Raw genomic sequence first — 16,255 nt, 5'->3', positions numbered from 1 at the left:
GGACGTGGGGCAGCCCCGGCTGCCCCACGTCCCGGAGAACCCTCATGCGAACCGCCGCCGCCACGGCCCTCGCCGCCGTGCTCGTCCTTCCCACCCCCACGTCCGCGCGGGCAGCCCCCGCGGACGACTCGCTGACCTGGTCGGTCGCCCCGTCGGGCCCGAAGGGACCCAACGGGCGCCCGGCCCTGGACTACAAGCTCGACCCCGGCGCCACCGTCACCGATCACGTGGCGGTCACCAACCACTCGCAGCGTCCGCTGACCCTGCGCCTCTACGCGAACGACGCGTTCACCACCCCGGGTGGCGGTTTCGATCTGCGCGCCGGTGGGGCCGAGCCCACCGACGCGGGCAGCTGGATCACACTCTCCCGGACCCGGCTCACTCTGCCGAAGTCGTCGCGGGTTGTCGTGCCGTTCACCCTCTCCGTGCCGGACGACGCCACGCCGGGCGATCATGCGGCCGGAGTGGTGGCCTCCGTGGTGGCCGGTACCGACGACAGCAACGGTAATCAGGTCTCGGTGGACCACCGGGTGGGCACCCGGGTCTATCTGCGGGTCACCGGACCGCTGCGGCCGGCGCTGAGCATCACCGATGTGCGGCTGCGGACCGACACGTCGTGGAATCCGCTGCGACTGCCGCAGATCACCGCCGACTTCACGATCAGCAACACCGGGAACGCACGGCTCAGCGGAGCCCTGTCGGCCGAGGCGAGCGGCCCCTTCGGGTGGGGCCGAAAGGTCGGAACCGCCACGGCCGCACCGGAGATTCTTCCCGGCGGATCAGTGCGGACGTCGATCCGGCTGAGCGACGTGCCGCCACTGTTCCGCGAGCAACTGACCCTGAGTGTGCACCCGAACGGTGCAGACGGCCGCACGGAGTCGCATCACTCGCTCTGGCTCCTCCCCTGGCCCCAGCTCGCCCTGCTGGCGCTCGCCGCCGTCCTCGTCTCCGCCGGCATCGCGAGCCGGCGCCGCCGCCGACAACGGATGCAGGCCGCCCTGGCCGCCGCCGAGCAGCGCGGCCGGGAGCAGGCCACCGAACCCGTCAAGGAAGGAAGCTCATGACGCGCCGGACCCTGCTAAAGACCGTTCGCCTCACCATGGTCGCCGCCACCGCGTCGTTCACCGCGCTTCTGCCCGCGACGGCCCCCGCCACAGCCAACCCGGCCGATCCCCACGTCGACGGCGCGGACCTGGTCTCGCTGTCGCTGGAATCCGGGGCGCTGCGACTTGCCTTCCGGGGCGGCTCCGGCGCTGTGGATCCGGAGACATTGCGGTTCACCGCCCAGGACGGTCCGGTCGGAGCCGTGCCCGACGATGCTGCCTTCGCCTTCCTCGGCAAGCCGGGCGCCCCCGTGTGGTCGCTGATGGACGACGGCTCACGCCTGCCCGCCCTGGACACCACCGGCGTGGATCGCGGTCAGGTCGCCGACGGCTCGGTCACGCTCGAGCTGGTCTCGGTCGACGGACCCGGCACCTTCGCGGCCTACTCCCTGTCGTCGTGGGGCCGCCCTTCCCTGCTGCTCGACAGCGACGGCCCGAGAAGCGCTCGGCTGCCCGCCGGTCGGCGCATCGGCGGCCTCGCCTGGCTGTTCGGCGCGGCCGGCGACTACCGGCTGACCCTGCGCGCTTCCGCCCGCACCGGGACCGGGCCGGTCAGCGACGAGACGACCTATCGGGTACGAGTCCCGGGCCGCGCCCCGGCCGCAACGTCGACCCCACCGGCGGCCGCACCCGATGCCGCAGCACCGGCCGCTCCTCGCGCCGCGGCGAACGAAGCACCGTCCGCGGCCGTGACAGCCAACGCGGCGCCCGCAGCCGCAGCCGGCCGAAAAGTGATCTCCGACGGACACGTCGACATGGGTCCGCAGCTCGCCGGAGGGAAGCTCAGGATCCGCCTCAAGGACGACTCGACGACTCCTCCGACCTGGCGAGAGCTGTCCGACGTCACTCTGCGGGTCACCGACAAGGCCCGCATCGACGTGCCGTCCGGCCCCGGATACGCGTTCCTCGGCCAAGCCGGCGAGAAGGCCTACCTCCTGCCGCAGTCCCAGCAGGCCGGCATCGTGTGGCCGGGCTGGAACACCCAGCACGAGTCGGTGGTCAAGGGCACGCGGGGCAACGTCACCTGGCGGCTCACAAAGGTCAGCGGCCCGGGCGAGTTCAAGCTCTTCCTCACCGGTTCCTTCGGAACACCCGAGGTCGTCTTCGATTCGGACAAGTCGCTGCCCCAGCAGCTCGCCATCGCGCCGAACACTCATGCGCACGGCAACTGGGCCTTCACCAAGGCCGGCACCTACCGGCTGACCGTCGACATGGCCGCCACCACCACCGGGGGCACCCGGGTGTCGGACACCAGGACGTTGACGCTCGCGGTGGGCAACTCGACAGACACCAGCGGTGGTACGGCGAGCGACGGAAGCGGCTCCAGCTCCGGTCCCGGTGCAGGCTCCGGAAACGCGAAAGGCGGCGGCAACCTCGCGAAGACCGGCACCGACATCATGTCGATCGCCGCCGGCGGAGGACTGCTGCTCACGGTCGGCGCGCTCACCCTGGTTCTGACGCGCCGGCGGAATCGCTCCACAACGGACCCTTCCTAATGACAATGAGTTTCATTACCATGATGATCGATCCGGCCGAGCACGGCCGAACCGATCACAAGGAGAATTCGTTGCGTAAACCGCTCCGCCTGCTGCTCGGCAGCGGCATCCTGGCCGCTGCCCTGGTGGGAACAACCGTTCCCGCTCAGGCCCACACCGTTCCAGCCGCCCCGGTCGTGCTCAGCGCCGGCCACGTGGACGTGGTCGACGTCGCGTACGAGGACGGCGAACTCGGGATCGGCGTCCACGACGAGACCGTCGAGCCCGATGTCGAACGCGCGGTCGACGACGTCGTCCTGCTGGTCAAGCGGGCGGCCAAGACCATCGTCCCGGCCGCCCCGGCGTTCGGCTTCCTCGGCTCTCCCGGCGCGCCGGTCTGGATCCTGCCCGAGATCCAGAACGAGAACCTGCTCTGGCCCGGCCTGGCCGCCGAGGAGATCGAGGCCGGCGTCTTCGCCGGTGACACGGTCACCGTCAAGGTCGAGAAGGTGATCGGCCCCGGCCGGTTCGCCGTGTTCACCGAGGACGCCGTGGGCACGCCCCAGATCCTGGTCAACAGCGGCGACGGCCTGCCCGACGCCCTCACCCTGGCCGCCGGCACCCACCAGCACGCCAGCTGGGCCTTCCAGAAGGCCGGCGTCTACCTCATCAAGGTCCGGGCCACGGCCAAGCTCGCCGGCACGGGCACGACCGTCACCTCCGAGCCGGTCGTCTACAAGTTCGTGGTCCAGCCGTGAGGGCCGCCCTGGCGGTCGTGACTGCCGTCGCCGTCACGCTGATCACCGGCACGCCGGCGCTGGCCGCACCGGTCACGCTCACCAGCGGCCACGTCGACGTCCTCGACGTCGACTACGCCGCGCCGGGCACGCTCACGCTGAACGTCAACGACGGCACCGGAACCACCCCGGTCGAGCGCAACCCGGCCGACGTCATCTTCCAGGTGCCGGCCGCAGCAAAAGTCACGGTGCCCAGCGGAAGCGCATGGTCATTCCTCGGCACCGCGGGCAGCACGGCATGGGTGCTGCCGCAGACGAACGTCAGCGGACTGCTGTGGGCCGGCTGGAACACCGAGGAGATCCCGGCCAACGTCCTGCAGAACAACTCGCTCACGTTCAAGCTCAGCAGCGTCAGCGGTCCGGGCCGGGTCAGCGTCTACACCGTCTCGGCCGGCACCCCGGCCAAGCTGTTCGACTCCAGTGACGGGCTGCCCGACACCCGCACCGTCGCCCGTAACGCCCACACCCACGCCAACTGGGGCTTCACCCAGTCCGGCACCTACACCGTCACCTTCGAGGTGACGGCCCGCCTCGCGAGCACCGGCGCCACCGTCAGCACCGGCGCCAAGGCGTTCACCTTCACCGTTCTGCCGTAGTCACCGACGAGTGGGTCCGCTCCACCGGAATTGGAGCGGACCCACGCCCCACCGTACCCGGAGACCCATGAAACGCCTGCTCGCCGCCACGATCCTGCTGGCCGCGGTGGCCGGCTGCACACCGCCGCCCGCCCTCAGCGACGACGACAGCCGCGTCCAGGTCGTCACCACCACCGGCATCCTGGCCGACCTGGTCCGCAACGTCGGCGGCGACCGGGTGCTGGTCGACTCGATCGTGCCTGACAACGCCGACGCGCATGCCTACGAACCCACCCTGCGCGACGTGCGCAACGTCGTCTACGCCGACCTCGCCTTCAGCAACTACCTACTCCTCGAGGCGCAAAGCGTCATCAAGACTCTCGACGCGAACCTGCCCGACGGAGTGCGGCAGATCTCCCTGGCCGAAGGCGCCACCAAGTACGCGGCCGAGATCATCCCCCTGGTCGAGGACGTCTCCCTCGACACCGTCTGGCTCGGCCTGCGCGCCCGCGGCGAGGGCGCCGAGCACGGGGTCGATCGCTCGTCGGACGTCCGGCTCTCAGCGACCACAGTAGAGGGTCCTGGTCGGCTGGCCGCCTATCTGACCGAATCGTTCGGCCGGCCCGACATCGCCTTCGACTCCGGTGACGGTCTGAACCCGGCCAACGGCTACCGGGACGACACCGTGACGCTGCCGCCGGATGCGCACACCCACATGAGCTGGGCCTTCACCGAGCCCGGGGTCTACCGGCTCACCCTGCGGGCCGAACTGGCCGTCGCCGCCGACACCAAGCCCGTGCCGCTGGGCGAGCAGACGTTCACCTTCGCGGTGGGTGTCGACCCGCATTCCGTACGCGGGATGGCCGGCGCCCTGGTGCTGCGCGACGGCCACACCGATGTCACGGCCGACATCGACACCGGCCGGCTCTACCTCTACACCGACGGCGAGGGCGGGGCCGAGCAGAAACGGCACGACCCCGCCCGTACGGTGATCGAAGTCCCCGCCAAGGCCTTGCGCGACGTTCCCGCCGGACCCGGACTGCGGTTTCTCGGCCGGCCCGGCACCCGGATCTACCAGCTGCCGCAGGCGGTGCTCGGCCGGCACGTGCACGGCGAGATCGACCCGCACCTGTGGCAGGACGTGGGCAACGCCCAGGCGTACGTCGAACTGATCCGCGACAGCCTGATCGCCACCGACCCGGTCGGCACCACCACTTACCGCACCAACACCGAGCGCTACCTGACCGAGCTCAGCACCTTGGACGCGTACGTCAGGAACCGCATCGACGCCATCCCGGCCGCCGCCCGGCACCTGGTGAGCACCCACGACGCCTTCGCCTACCTGGCCCGGGCGTACGCAATTCCGGTGGCCGGCTTCGTCACCCCCAACCCGGCGGTCGAGCCGAGCCTGACCGACCGCCGCCGCCTCACCGAGACCCTGCGCAACCTGCACATCAAAGCGGTGTTCCTGGAGCCCAACCTGCGGGCCCGCTCCTCGACTCTGGTCGAGGTGGCCAAGCAGGAGCGGGTGCGGGTCTGTGACATCTACGGCGACGCCTTCGACGACCGGGTCACCAGCTACGTCGCCCTGATGCGGTTCAACGCCGACTCCCTGCACGACTGCCTGACCTGACGAGGACTCACCTGTGATCAACGCACTTCTGGCCCTCACCCTCGCGGTGGCGCCCACCCCCTCCGGCGGCCTCGACCAGACCCTGGACGCCGGCCAGTCCCAGGCGACCGGCCGGGCCGTGCTGGAGACCGGCCATGTCGACATCGGGCCGCGGCTGCGCGACGGCAAGTGGACGATCCAGATCCACGACGACCATGCCGTGCCCTCGGTCTGGCGCGAGCCGGACGACACAGTGCTGCGCATCCGCGACACCGCCCGTCAACCGGTCCCGGATGACGAGGCCTATGCCTTCCTCGGCGAGAAGCCGGGAACCGAGGTGCACGTGGTTCCCCAGACCGAGAAGCCGGGGGTGGTCTGGATCGGCTGGAACACCCAGGACCCGGGCGTGCTGAAGGCGATCGTCCGGGGCGTCACGATGAGCCTGCGTGGCGTGCAGGGTCCAGGCCGTGTCACCGTCTTCCTGCAGTCCGGCAACCTGGGCGCCCCGCAGGTGCTGTGGAGCTCGGCCAAGCCGTACCCGCAGCCGATGTGGGTCGAGACCAACACGCACACTCATGCGAACTGGGTCTTCGGCCGGCCGGGCAACTACCAGGTCGCCGTCGACATATCCGCCGACCTCGCCGACGGCTCCACCGCTACCGCGAGCACCGTGCTGCGACTCGCGGTCGGCGACTCGGCCGAGCCCGACTTCGATGCCGCGTTCACCGCTCCCCTGCCGTCCGCTTCTATCGCTGCCGTGGCCGAGCCGGCCGCACCGACCCGGAACGGTGTGGTCGTGCTGGCCGGGGCGGGCCTCCTGGCCGTCCTCGTCGTCGTGATCCTGGTACTGCGCCAGGCCGGAGTGCGCCGCCGCGCCGAACGTGAGGCGGCCCGGTGACTGCCGCCCTCGAGATGACTGGTGTCGCGGCCGATCTCGGCGGGCGACCGGTGCTGCGCGACGTGAACCTGCGCGTGGACGCCGGCGAGTTCGCCGCCCTGCTCGGCCCCAACGGCGCCGGCAAGACCACCCTGATGCGCGCGGCTCTCGGCCTGATCCCGCTGCGCGCCGGCACGGTCACCACCGGCAGCGCCGGCTACGTGCCGCAACGGCACGATTTCACCTGGGATTTTCCGGCCTCGGTGGAGGACGCTGTGCTCAGCGGCCTGGTCGGCCGAATCGGGCTGTTCCGCCGCCCGCGGGTCGCGCACTGGCAGGCCGCCTGGCACGCCCTCGACCAGGTGCACCTGGCCGACCTGCGAAAGCGGCCCGTGGGTGAGCTCTCCGGCGGGCAGCGCCAGCGGGTCCTGGTGGCCCGCGCCCTGGTCCTGGAACCGGCCGTGCTGCTGCTCGACGAACCGTTCACCGGCCTCGACATGCCCGCCCAGGAGACGCTGACCGAACTGTTCACCCACATCGCCCGCGAGCGGGCCGTGCTGATGGCGACGCACGATCTGGCCGCAGCCGCCTACACCTGCGACCGCCTGGTGCTACTAAATCGGACCGTCGTTGCCGCCGGCCGGACCGCGGAGCTGCGCGACCCGGCGATCTGGATGCGGACCTTCGACGTCGGCCCGGGCAGTCACCTGCTCAAGGCGCTCGCCCTGCCCGTACCCACCGAGCCGGTCGGAGCCTGACGTGTCCCCCTGGCAGTTCGTGGCCGACCTCGCCAACCCCGATCTGGCGTTCCTGCCCAAGGCCCTGACCATCGCCGTGCTGTCGGCGGTCATGTGCGGCGTCGTCGGCTGCTACGTCGTCCTGCGCGGCATGGCCTTCATCGGCGACGCCGTCGCCCACGCCGTTTTCCCAGGACTGGCCATCGCGTTCCTGTTCTCCGGCAGCCTCGTCCTCGGCGGCACGATCGCCGGGATCGTGACCGCCCTGCTGGTCTCGGTGTTCGCGCAGAACCGGCGGCTCAAGGAGGACTCGGTCATCGGGATCTTCTTCGTCGCCGCGTTCGCCCTCGGCATCGTCGTCATCTCCCGCGCCCCCGGCTACGCCGGCTCACTGCAGCAGTTCCTCTTCGGCTCCATCACCGGCATCCCCGACCGTGACCTCTACATCGTCGGGGGCACCACCATCGTCGTCCTGCTGGCGGTGTACCTGCTGCACAAGGAGTTCGTCGCTGTCACTCTGGACCGCGAGATGGCCCGGGCCCTGGGCCTGCGCGCGTTCTGGCTCGATCTGATCCTCTACGTGCTGGTCACTCTGGCCGTCGTGATGGCCGTGCAGACGATCGGCAACATCCTGGTGCTGGCCCTGCTGGTGACGCCCGCGGCCACTGCCCGCCTGCTCACCGACCGGCTCGCGGTCATGATGCTGCTCGCCCCGGCCGTCGGGGCCGGCGGCGCCCTGATCGGCCTCTACGTCTCCTGGTCCTGGGACTTCCCCGTCGGCGGCACCATCGTGCTCACGCTGACTGCCGCGTTCCTGCTGGCTCACCTTTTCGCCCCCCGCCACGGCCTCATCGCCCGGCTCGCCTGAAAGGCCTTCTGTGACCGTCATTTCTCCGCGGCGTCGAACGACGCCACGACCACGCCGGAAAGCGGTAGCGCTGGCGTTGATCGCTGTGGGCATCGGCGCCGTGCTGACACCCACCGCGCCCGCGGCAGCGGCTGACGGTCCGGCGCCGCAGCCGAAAGAGCTCCGCATCGTTGCCGGTGTGCACACCGACGCCGTGTCGACCTTCCTCGACGACGGCCGGCTGACCCTGGCCTCGAAGGCCGATGTCGTGGAGGGACACCCACCGTGGTCCGGCAGGGTGAGCGGCAGGGCGTCGTCGCCGGGCGGGTCAGCGCCCCGTCCGGATCCGGACTCGGGAGCAGTGCTGTGCTGGCGACCGCCCCGGGCGGAGCCGGGCGCGGCACCGCGCAGCTCGACGCCGAACTGAAGTTGAGCGTGCCGACCGAGACAGCGGCCGGCACGTACACCGGCACACTCACCCTGACCGCAATCTGACGAGTCCGGGTGAGCGGCCCCTTCGCGGGACGCTCACCCGGAACCGGCTCGCGCGAGATCGCCGCATACCCGCCGCAAAGGTGAAAACATGAGGGCGTACGGGGTCCGAGGAGGGACATGGCCGGCCACCTTCACCACCACCATGGCAGTCACGGCGCGCATGACCACAGCGTCCGCGCCGATGCCGACCGGCGCTGGCTGGTCATCGCGCTGGTCCTCATCTCGTTGCTGATGGCCGGTGAGGTCGTGGCCGGAATCGTCTCCGGCTCCCTGGCCCTGCTGTCCGATGCGGCGCACCTGCTGACCGACGTCGCCGCGATCATCCTGGCTCTGATCGCGATGAGGCTGGCCGCGCGCCCGCCCCAGGGAGGCTTCACTTTCGGTCTCCAGCGGGCCGAGATCCTCTCCGCGCAGGCCAATGGTCTGACTCTCGTGCTGCTGGGCTGCTGGCTCGCCTACGAAGCCGTCGAGCGCCTGGTGCATCCGCCGCCGATCGCCGGCGAGCTCGTTCTCATCACCGCCTCGATCGGCGTCGTGGTCAACATCGCTGCGGCCTGGAGCATGTCGCGGGCGAACCGGACGAGCCTGAACGTGGAGGGTGCATTCCAGCACCTGCTCAACGACCTGTTCGCCTTCGTCGCCACCCTCATCGGCGGCGTGGTCGTCGTGCTCACCGGGTTCACCCGCGCCGACGCGATCGCGACGCTGGTCGTCGTCGTGCTCATGGTGACCGCCGGGGCCCGGCTCATCCGTGACTCCGGGCGCATCCTGCTCGAAGCAGCGCCGGCCGGTACGGACGTCGACGCCCTCGGCGCCGAGCTGGCGGCCGTCCCCGCCGTCGACGAGATACATGACCTGCACCTGTGGCAGATCACCTCCGAGCAGGCGGCGCTGTCCGCACACGTGATCGTCGCCGACCACGCGGACTGCCATACCAGCCGCATCCGCCTGGAGGAGTTGCTGCGGGTCCGGCACGACATCCAGCACACCACCTTGCAGGTGGACCACGTCGCCGACATCACCGAATCGGCCGGACTCGAGCGCTGCGGTCCGGTACACCGCAGCGAGGCTCCCGTCTCTGCCCACACTCACCAGCACTGACGGACCATGGATCGCTTGGGCAGCCGGGTGAAGCGGCGATGAACCCCGCAGGGCGCAACAGCCGGCCTCAACCGGAAACCACATCCGCACAGCAAACGTCCGATACCCCTGGTCACCACGAAGACCGCCCGGGATCGGAGCGATCTCATAATATGCGCGTCTTGCAATATGCGGATGGTTGCATGTTAGGGTTTGCTCGATCCACGACGACGGGAAAATGATGACCGACACCTTGCACGAAATTCACCAGACTCACGGACACGTCCACGGCACCGAGTGCGGCCACCCTGCCGCCGTGCACGTCGGCCACGTGGATTACGTCCACGACGGCCACCGGCACTTCGCCCACGACGGCCACTACGACGAGTGTCAGACCGGCTCCCACACGACCGCCGAGGAGCACCAGCACCGCCACGGCGACGACTGCGGCCACGTGGCGGTCACCCATGACGGCCACGTCGACTACCTGCACGACGGCCACGTGCACGCCGACCACGGCGGACACTACGACGAGTGCAGCACCGAGGCGCACGTGACCGCCGAAGCTCACGACCACGTCCACGGCACCGACTGCGGGCACGAGTCGGTCACCCACGGCGACCACATCGACTACGTCCACGACGGGCACCGGCACGTAGCCCATCAGGGCCACTACGACGAGCACTGATCACCGTCCCGACGAATCGCGGCTCGGGCAGCAAGATCGGAGAGCCGCGGTCCGTCGGGGACCGGCGAGGATCACGTTCACCTCAGCAAGGAATCTGCGTCGCTATCGTCGGCTCCAGCCCGGCCGCGCGCACTACCGGGACCGAGCGCAGGTCACGGTCGTCCACGTTGATGTTGGTCTGATAATCGACCAGGCAAATCTGGTAAAGACGTTCGGCTTCGCCGACGAGTTCGGCGGCGCGGGCAGCATGCTCCTCAGCGGTCACGCCGATCATGGCGCCATCCCGATCCGGGGTTCAGTGGTGGACGTGGGCGCGCTGCCCCTCGCGGTCGAACACCTCGATCAGCTCGGCCGGCCCGCCGATCGCGGCCTTCGAGTGCGGGGTCATCGTCGAGAACTCGGCCGCCTCGCCCGCGACGACCTCGATCCGGCGGTCACCGAGCCACAGCAGCACCCGCCCTTCGAGTACGAAGAACCAGTCGTGGCCCGGGTGCACCCGCTGCGACGGCGGCGAGTCGTCGGGTTCGAGCCGGGTCTTCACGGCCAGGGTGCGCCCGTCGATGCGGTTCAGTTGCCACGTCGTCACGGACTTGGACCGGTGCTGCACCGGCCGGATCACGACATCGTCGTCGGCCGCCGACTCGAACAGTGCGTCCAGGCTCAGCTGGAGCGCATTGGCGAGCGGGAGGAGCACATCGAGGCTCAGCGCCCGCTTGCCCGTCTCGACCCGGCTGATCGTCGACGCGCTGAGGTTCGCCCGCGCCGCGAGATCGTCGAGCGAGTACCCGAGCGTGGTCCGGAGGCTTCGGAGCCGGGCGCGAACCAGATGCTCCACGACGTCTGCGTCAAACACCCTCCCACCCTGACACACTTTGCTATTTCCGCAAGACGCCTGTCAGTTTTAGAAAGGCGCTCCTAGGCTGAGCATCATGACCGAGACACCCACCCTCGTCCGCACCTGTGACGTCGCCGTGATCGGCGGCTCGGCCGCCGGCCTCGCCGCCGCTTTGCAGCTCGTCCGGCAGCAGCGCTCCGTCCTCGTCGTCGATGACGACACACCCCAGAACGCCCCCGCCGAACACATGCACGGCTACCTCGGCCGGGAAGGCACACCCCCGGCCGGGATGCGCGCCATCGGCCGCGACGAGGTGCGCAGCTATGGCGGTGAGATCCTCGCCGGCCGAGTCGTCGACGTCCGCCGCAAGGACGACGGGTTCCACCTGGACCTGACCGGCGGGCACACACTCGTCGCCCGCCGGGTCGTCGCCGCCACCGGGGTGGCCGACGACCTGCCCGACATCCCCGGACTCGCCGAACGATGGGGACGCCAGGTCATCCACTGCCCGTTCTGCCACGGCTACGAGGTCCGCGATCAACGCGTCGTGCACATCGTCAGCACGCCGATCGGCCTGCACCCCGCGTCGCTCATGCGCCACCTGACCGACCGGCTCACCATCGTCATCCACGACGCCACCGGCATCGACCAGACGACCGCCGACAACCTCGCCGCAACCGGCGTCACCGTGCTCACCACCCGGGTCCGGCGGGTGTCCGACGGCACGGACGCACCACTGTCCGTCGAACTCGACGACGGGCGCGCCCTGCCGGCCGACGCCGTGCTCACGGGTACGACGTTCCACGCCCGGACCGAGGCGTTCCGCGGTCTCGACGTCGCCACGGCACCGCATCCGAGCGGGCTCGGCGACATCGTCGCGGCCGACCCCACCGGGCGTACGAACGTCGACGGATTCTTCGCCGCCGGCAATCTCACCGGCGCCGGGCAGCAGGTCATCGCGGCGGCCGCCCACGGCGCCTTCGTCGGCGCGCAGGTCGCCTTCAGCCTGGCCGCCGAAGACATCGCCGCCCACGCCCGCCCGTCCGGCCGGGAACAGGAATGGGACGCGCGCTACGCCGAGCAGGAACGGATGTGGAGCGCGAACCCGAACGGCACGATGACCGCCGAGACAAGCGAACTGCCGGCCGGACGCGCGCTGGACGTCGGCGCCGGCGAAGGCGCGGACGCGATCTGGCTCGCCGAGCACGGGTGGCAGGTGACCGCGACCGACATCTCCGGCAACGCGCTGGCCCGGATCCGCACCGAAGCCGAACGCCGAGGACTCGACGTACGCACGCTCCGGAGCGACGCCAACGACATCACACCGTACGGCAATGAGACCTACGACCTCGTGTCGCTCCAGTACGGCTCGTTCCACCGCACACCCGACCAGCGCGGCCTGCACAACCTGCTCGCAGCCGTCGCCGTCGGCGGCACGCTGCTCGTCGTCGGGCACGACCTGACCCACCGCCCGACCGAACACAACCCCGCCGAGCAAACCTGGATCTTCGACCCGGACGCATACGTAGGCATCGACGAGATCCGCGCCGCACTCGAAAGCTCCAAGGACTGGCGGATCGACGTGCACGAGACCCGGGCCCGGCCCACCGGCGCGATCAGCACTCATCACGTCACCGACGTGATCCTGCGCGCGGTTCGCACATCGGCCCCCTGATCCCGGTGGAAAGAACGCGCCCCAGCCGCCGATCCTGGCCCGGGCAGTTGACCGTGGTCCGTATCGTGAATTGATGACGAGCCACCCGAACGGCGTCCCGTGGCGCCCCTACCTGCGCGCACTCGTCGAGGCCGGCCTCGACGTGGCGTCCGCAGCCGGCTGGATCGCCGCCGCCGAACTGCCACCGGCCCGCCGCCGCCTCGCCCGGACCGCGCTGGCCGCGGCGATCGCCGCCACGACGATCCCGGGTCTTCGCGCCGATCGCTCCGCAGCGGTGACCCCAACGGACAGCCCCCGCCTCCCTTACGTCGACGTGGGCATTCGACTTCCCGCCGCCGAACCGCCCGACAACGACGGCTCATCCCGCCGGCGGGCCGTCGCGGTCGGCACCGCACTGACCGCCGCCGCCGCGGTGACGGTCGGCACCACCATGGCGAGCCGTTATCTGGAACGGCGCTGGCTGGCCCGCCTCACCCGGAACGGCCACCCTCATCCGCACCGGGCCCTGGCCATCCGGGTGGCCGCCCTGTACGCGCTGGTCGCCGTGCCCAGCCGACTGCTCGCCGTTCGGTCGGAAGCACCGGTCCACCCGGAAGAGCCGCCCCCACCTCGCTGACGGGTGGTGCGATCACCTCGGCCGGGAGCGCGGGTGCCCCAGCGCTGAACGGCGCGATTCCAGTACGTGCCGTAGGCCCGGCGCAGCCCCGGTGAGACCGACGCCGAAACCATGGGCACATACTCGGCGAACATCGGAGCCTTGGGACGCACGGGTGCGCCGGAAGATGCCGCGGCTGTCGGCGAACACCGCGATCAGCCCGCGGCTTACGAGGATGTACAAACGCCTATCCGGGTCCCAGCCGAGTGCTTCCATGATCGCGGTCAGCGATGCGGCCCCGTTGTCATGGCGAGCGCCGCCCACCAGGGTGACCGGTTCTGACCATGTCACGCAAGAGTGATTGGCGTGGTCAGGCATACCTGACCACCAGTACGTTGAATAATGCACGGATGCGACGAGGTTGTGTCCGGAGATTGACTCAGACCAATACCCATTCCATCCTACATACTATCATTTCGCTTAAATAGCTTCCCCGGAACCCCCGCTCGGGACTACTTCACCCGAGCGGGGTTCTTCATGGTCAAGCTCGCACACCGACAGTCAGCAATGGATGCTTGGCCTCGATAGGCTTGGCGACCGTGCCGGCCATCCCTGAGCATGCCGACATCGGCACAGGCAAACCAAACCGCCCCGCCGAGTTCGACCATCGCGTTCTTGGCTTTCTCCGCCTCGAACTCTCACCGGGCCTATAGATCATCGATCGGCCAGCACGATCAGCAGTGCGTCAAGCGAAGTGCCGGCAACGATGTGTTGTTTGTCTATGACGCTGCGAATGTATGCGCAGGCGAGCGCAGTCGCCTACACAGGAGGAATACAGCAGAGCTCGCCTCGGCACCGACCGCCACCCGCAGCAAGCAAGCCGCGGCCCGGGCGCGTTCGCGCATCCCCGATATAGCGGTCGCGCTCGACGTGAGGAGCTCCGTGTGGGTGAGCGGGCGTCCCGCCGCGCTGCAGCGGGCTGTGCTCGACCTCATCGACAACGCCGGCAAGTGGTCTCCCGCGGACCAGCCGGTCCAGGTCGGCCTCCATGCCGTCGGCGCGTCGGCGGTGCTCGAGGTCGACGACGCCGGACCAGGCATCGACGCCGTCGACCCGCCGCGGGTGTTCGACCGGTTCTACCGGGCCGACAGCGCCCGGGCCCGGCCGGGATCCGGTCTCAGGCTGTCCATCGTGCAGCGGTCGTTGACGCCCACGGCGGCCGGGTCACGGTCGCCCGCTCCACCCGCGGTGGCGCACTCCTTCGGGCCGGCCTTCCGACCGCGTCCCCGCCCACCGCGAGCGAATGGTCCACCGCCGGGAAGGACACCGCGGTGCGCTGATGCGCCTCGGCCACCCAGCACCGCGCTCGAGACCGCCGAAACAGTCCCTCGCCGCCCTCCTGCACTGCAGTGCATGCGGAATCTGTTCGATCGAGGTGAATCTCTCTCAGCGTTCCTGACTAGGTGGTACGGCGAACCGGACCGGGACCGGAGGACCGGCGAGCTGGATCCGGCCGTCCCCGACGAGCTCGCGACCTGGCACCGCGACGCGGCCGGGTGGGAGCAGGGCATCGCGTTCCAGGGCTATCCGCTGCCGCCTGAGGAGCTTCGGCGGCGTCCCGACGGCAAGATGGACTTCTGGATCGAGAACCAGGGCGGCTACGAGTGGTCGGCGTAGCCGCCCAGCCGGTCGGCAGGGTTGGGCCGGGCCGCTGACGAACGGGACCTCGTCGACCCCGGTGTAGAGGATGCCGGCCCGGGCGGGACGGCCGGTCCCTGGGCAGCGCGTAGATCTTTCATCGGCTGGAGGTTCAAGCCGAGCTCACCCCGTGGCGCCTCGCGACAGGGGGCGGGTGGAGGGGATGAGTGCGGCGGACTCCATCAAACCCGGTGCGAGACACTCGGTCGGCGTCGCCGCCCTTCGGGACTGGCGATTCTCAAGGTACCCGTGCCGCCCTCGCGGCAGAGGAGGCCGTTGACGGTGACGGCCACCCTGAGCGGCAAGCGGCCCGGCCGCCCGGCGTGCGGTAGCGTCGGCGGCGCCGGCTCGTCGACCTGTACGCCGGCGTCGGCGGAGATGAGGGCCGGTGATGGTGAAGCGTGCGGCGGGGCAACCCGAGGACCGATGGCTCGCCGACGTCGCGTCCGCCGCCGGGCGGGATGCCGGCGGTGTGCCGGTCGAGTTGCTCGGTGACTATCTGCCGCTGCTGGCCGATGCCGCCATCACCGGCCGCCGGCCCAAGCGGGCCGAGCTCGACGCGGTGGAGAGCCTGGGGCGCCGCGCCGCCGAGCAAGGAGTGTCGGCCGGACGGGTGGTGCAGCTCTATCTGTCGGCCGCTCGCCGGTTGTGGCAGGACCTGCCGGCCGTGGTGCGCAGCCGCGACAGCGAGGTCGTGCGGGCCGCGGCCGCAGCAGTGCTGCAGGTGATCGACGACGCGGTGGCGACCCTGGCCGACGGGTACGCGGCGGCTCGGCGCGACCTCGTCCGACGGGAGGAGACCCTGCGCCGCGAGCTGGTCGACGACCTGTTGCGCGGCGACTCCGACCCGGGCGCGCTGGCCGACCGGGCCGAGCCGTTCGGCCTCGACCTGGCCCGCTCGCACCAGGTCGCCCTGGCCGCGCCCAACCGCCGGCTGCCCGACGCCGACGCCGCGATCACCGCCCTCGAGGCGGTGATCTTCGACCGCCTCGGTGACCGGGACGTCCTGGTGGCGACCAAGGACGGCCTGCTCGTGGTGGTCGCGCCAGCCGACCCGGTCGTCGCGGACCGGACGCCACCGGGCCGCGACGCCTCCGACCTGGGCGAGCTGATGCACGACCAGCTTCGCCGGCTGCCCCGGGGACGGCCGTGGCGCATCGCTGTCG

At 70.4% G+C, this 16,255-nt stretch carries 16 protein-coding genes and 2 pseudogenes; 16 read left to right on the top strand and 2 right to left on the bottom strand.

All coding sequences use genetic code 11. The features are described from left to right. Nucleotides 1-44: 44 nt before the first annotated feature. The 11 genes and pseudogenes from M1L60_RS45215 (at nt 45) to M1L60_RS45165 (ending at nt 10,286) form a co-directional block, all read left to right on the top strand. Nucleotides 45-1,064, top strand: coding sequence for a WxL protein peptidoglycan domain-containing protein (locus tag M1L60_RS45215; RefSeq protein ID WP_253243800.1), 1,020 nt, complete (start codon nt 45-47; stop codon nt 1,062-1,064). Continuing rightward, a complete protein-coding gene (locus tag M1L60_RS45210; protein WP_253243799.1) occupies nt 1,061-2,599 on the top strand; it encodes a TIGR03773 family transporter-associated surface protein in 1,539 nt (512 codons plus the stop codon). The genes M1L60_RS45215 and M1L60_RS45210 overlap by 4 nt, the downstream gene beginning before the upstream one ends. Before the next feature lie 71 nt (nt 2,600-2,670). Then, entirely contained in the window at nt 2,671-3,336 is a 666-nt protein-coding gene (locus M1L60_RS45205) for a choice-of-anchor M domain-containing protein (RefSeq protein WP_253243798.1), read from the top strand. Next, nucleotides 3,333-3,971 (top strand): choice-of-anchor M domain-containing protein, encoded by a 639-nt coding sequence (locus M1L60_RS45200; RefSeq protein ID WP_253243797.1) that lies wholly within the window; start codon nt 3,333-3,335, stop codon nt 3,969-3,971. The genes M1L60_RS45205 and M1L60_RS45200 overlap by 4 nt, the downstream gene beginning before the upstream one ends. A 67-nt stretch (nt 3,972-4,038) precedes the next feature. Beyond that, nucleotides 4,039-5,583, top strand: a complete 1,545-nt coding sequence (locus tag M1L60_RS45195; RefSeq protein ID WP_253243796.1) for an anchored repeat ABC transporter, substrate-binding protein — start codon at nt 4,039-4,041, stop codon at nt 5,581-5,583. Between the two features lie 13 nt (nt 5,584-5,596). After that, a complete protein-coding gene (locus M1L60_RS45190) occupies nt 5,597-6,460 on the top strand; it encodes a choice-of-anchor M domain-containing protein (protein ID WP_253243795.1) in 864 nt (287 codons plus the stop codon). 14 nt (nt 6,461-6,474) lie between these two features. Further along, nucleotides 6,475-7,197, top strand: coding sequence for an anchored repeat-type ABC transporter ATP-binding subunit (locus M1L60_RS45185; protein ID WP_253243820.1), 723 nt, complete (start codon nt 6,475-6,477; stop codon nt 7,195-7,197). Nucleotide 7,198: 1 nt separating this feature from the next. Beyond that, nucleotides 7,199-8,044, top strand: coding sequence for an anchored repeat-type ABC transporter permease subunit (locus M1L60_RS45180; RefSeq protein ID WP_253243794.1), 846 nt, complete (start codon nt 7,199-7,201; stop codon nt 8,042-8,044). Nucleotides 8,045-8,293: 249 nt separating this feature from the next. Further along, nucleotides 8,294-8,518: pseudogene (locus M1L60_RS45175) on the top strand (choice-of-anchor M domain-containing protein); the annotation flags it as partial. 117 nt (nt 8,519-8,635) lie between these two features. Continuing rightward, nucleotides 8,636-9,619, top strand: coding sequence for a cation diffusion facilitator family transporter (locus tag M1L60_RS45170; RefSeq protein ID WP_253243793.1), 984 nt, complete (start codon nt 8,636-8,638; stop codon nt 9,617-9,619). Nucleotides 9,620-9,914: 295 nt separating this feature from the next. Continuing rightward, a complete protein-coding gene (locus tag M1L60_RS45165; protein ID WP_253243792.1) occupies nt 9,915-10,286 on the top strand; it encodes a hypothetical protein in 372 nt (123 codons plus the stop codon). Nucleotides 10,287-10,368: 82 nt separating this feature from the next. Here M1L60_RS45165 and M1L60_RS45160 read toward each other — a convergent pair whose 3' ends face one another. Together M1L60_RS45160 and M1L60_RS45155 are read right to left on the bottom strand one after the other, a co-directional pair. Beyond that, nucleotides 10,369-10,560 carry a hypothetical protein gene (locus tag M1L60_RS45160; RefSeq protein ID WP_253243791.1) on the bottom strand — a complete coding sequence of 64 codons (192 nt, stop codon included), beginning with the start codon at nt 10,558-10,560 and terminating at the stop codon, nt 10,369-10,371. A 21-nt stretch (nt 10,561-10,581) separates the two neighbouring features. Further along, the gene (locus M1L60_RS45155; protein ID WP_253243790.1) at nt 10,582-11,139 is read right to left on the bottom strand and encodes a helix-turn-helix domain-containing protein; all 558 of its coding nucleotides are present in this window, start codon (nt 11,137-11,139) and stop codon (nt 10,582-10,584) included. Nucleotides 11,140-11,215: 76 nt separating this feature from the next. Here M1L60_RS45155 and M1L60_RS45150 point away from each other — a divergent pair, with 76 nt between their 5' ends. From M1L60_RS45150 to M1L60_RS45135, 5 genes and pseudogenes are all read left to right on the top strand, one after another. After that, nucleotides 11,216-12,796: a bifunctional NAD(P)/FAD-dependent oxidoreductase/class I SAM-dependent methyltransferase gene (locus tag M1L60_RS45150; protein ID WP_253243789.1), complete on the top strand. Its 1,581-nt coding sequence runs from the start codon at nt 11,216-11,218 to the stop codon at nt 12,794-12,796. Nucleotides 12,797-12,869: 73 nt separating this feature from the next. Beyond that, nucleotides 12,870-13,412, top strand: coding sequence for a hypothetical protein (locus tag M1L60_RS45145; RefSeq protein WP_253243788.1), 543 nt, complete (start codon nt 12,870-12,872; stop codon nt 13,410-13,412). A 597-nt stretch (nt 13,413-14,009) separates the two neighbouring features. Continuing rightward, a pseudogene (locus M1L60_RS48445) lies at nt 14,010-14,540 on the top strand (sensor histidine kinase); the annotation flags it as partial. 264 nt (nt 14,541-14,804) lie between these two features. Next, nucleotides 14,805-15,068: a hypothetical protein gene (locus M1L60_RS45140; protein ID WP_253243787.1), complete on the top strand. Its 264-nt coding sequence runs from the start codon at nt 14,805-14,807 to the stop codon at nt 15,066-15,068. 412 nt (nt 15,069-15,480) lie between these two features. Beyond that, nucleotides 15,481-16,255 (top strand): RsbRD N-terminal domain-containing protein (locus M1L60_RS45135; RefSeq protein ID WP_498370532.1); only part of this gene is annotated, 775 nt, incomplete at its 3' end.

Origin of the sequence: Paractinoplanes aksuensis (assembly GCF_024137025.1) — a bacterium.
GTDB classification, from domain to species: domain Bacteria; phylum Actinomycetota; class Actinomycetes; order Mycobacteriales; family Micromonosporaceae; genus Actinoplanes; species Actinoplanes aksuensis.
This window is presented reverse-complemented; position numbering and strand designations above follow the sequence as displayed.

Excerpts from the sequence above, each read along its gene's own strand:
- M1L60_RS45185 (WP_253243820.1), top strand. The coding sequence starts at position 6,475 with ATGACTGGTGTCGCGGCCGATCTCGGCGGGCGACCGGTGCTGCGCGAC.
- M1L60_RS45145 (WP_253243788.1), top strand. The coding sequence starts at position 12,870 with ATGACGAGCCACCCGAACGGCGTCCCGTGGCGCCCCTACCTGCGCGCA.
- M1L60_RS45150 (WP_253243789.1), top strand. The coding sequence starts at position 11,216 with ATGACCGAGACACCCACCCTCGTCCGCACCTGTGACGTCGCCGTGATC.
- M1L60_RS45195 (WP_253243796.1), top strand. The coding sequence starts at position 4,039 with ATGAAACGCCTGCTCGCCGCCACGATCCTGCTGGCCGCGGTGGCCGGC.
- M1L60_RS45170 (WP_253243793.1), top strand. The coding sequence starts at position 8,636 with ATGGCCGGCCACCTTCACCACCACCATGGCAGTCACGGCGCGCATGAC.
- M1L60_RS45160 (WP_253243791.1), bottom strand. The coding sequence starts at position 10,560 with ATGATCGGCGTGACCGCTGAGGAGCATGCTGCCCGCGCCGCCGAACTC.
- M1L60_RS45215 (WP_253243800.1), top strand. The coding sequence starts at position 45 with ATGCGAACCGCCGCCGCCACGGCCCTCGCCGCCGTGCTCGTCCTTCCC.
- M1L60_RS45140 (WP_253243787.1), top strand. The coding sequence starts at position 14,805 with ATGCGGAATCTGTTCGATCGAGGTGAATCTCTCTCAGCGTTCCTGACT.
- M1L60_RS45210 (WP_253243799.1), top strand. The coding sequence starts at position 1,061 with ATGACGCGCCGGACCCTGCTAAAGACCGTTCGCCTCACCATGGTCGCC.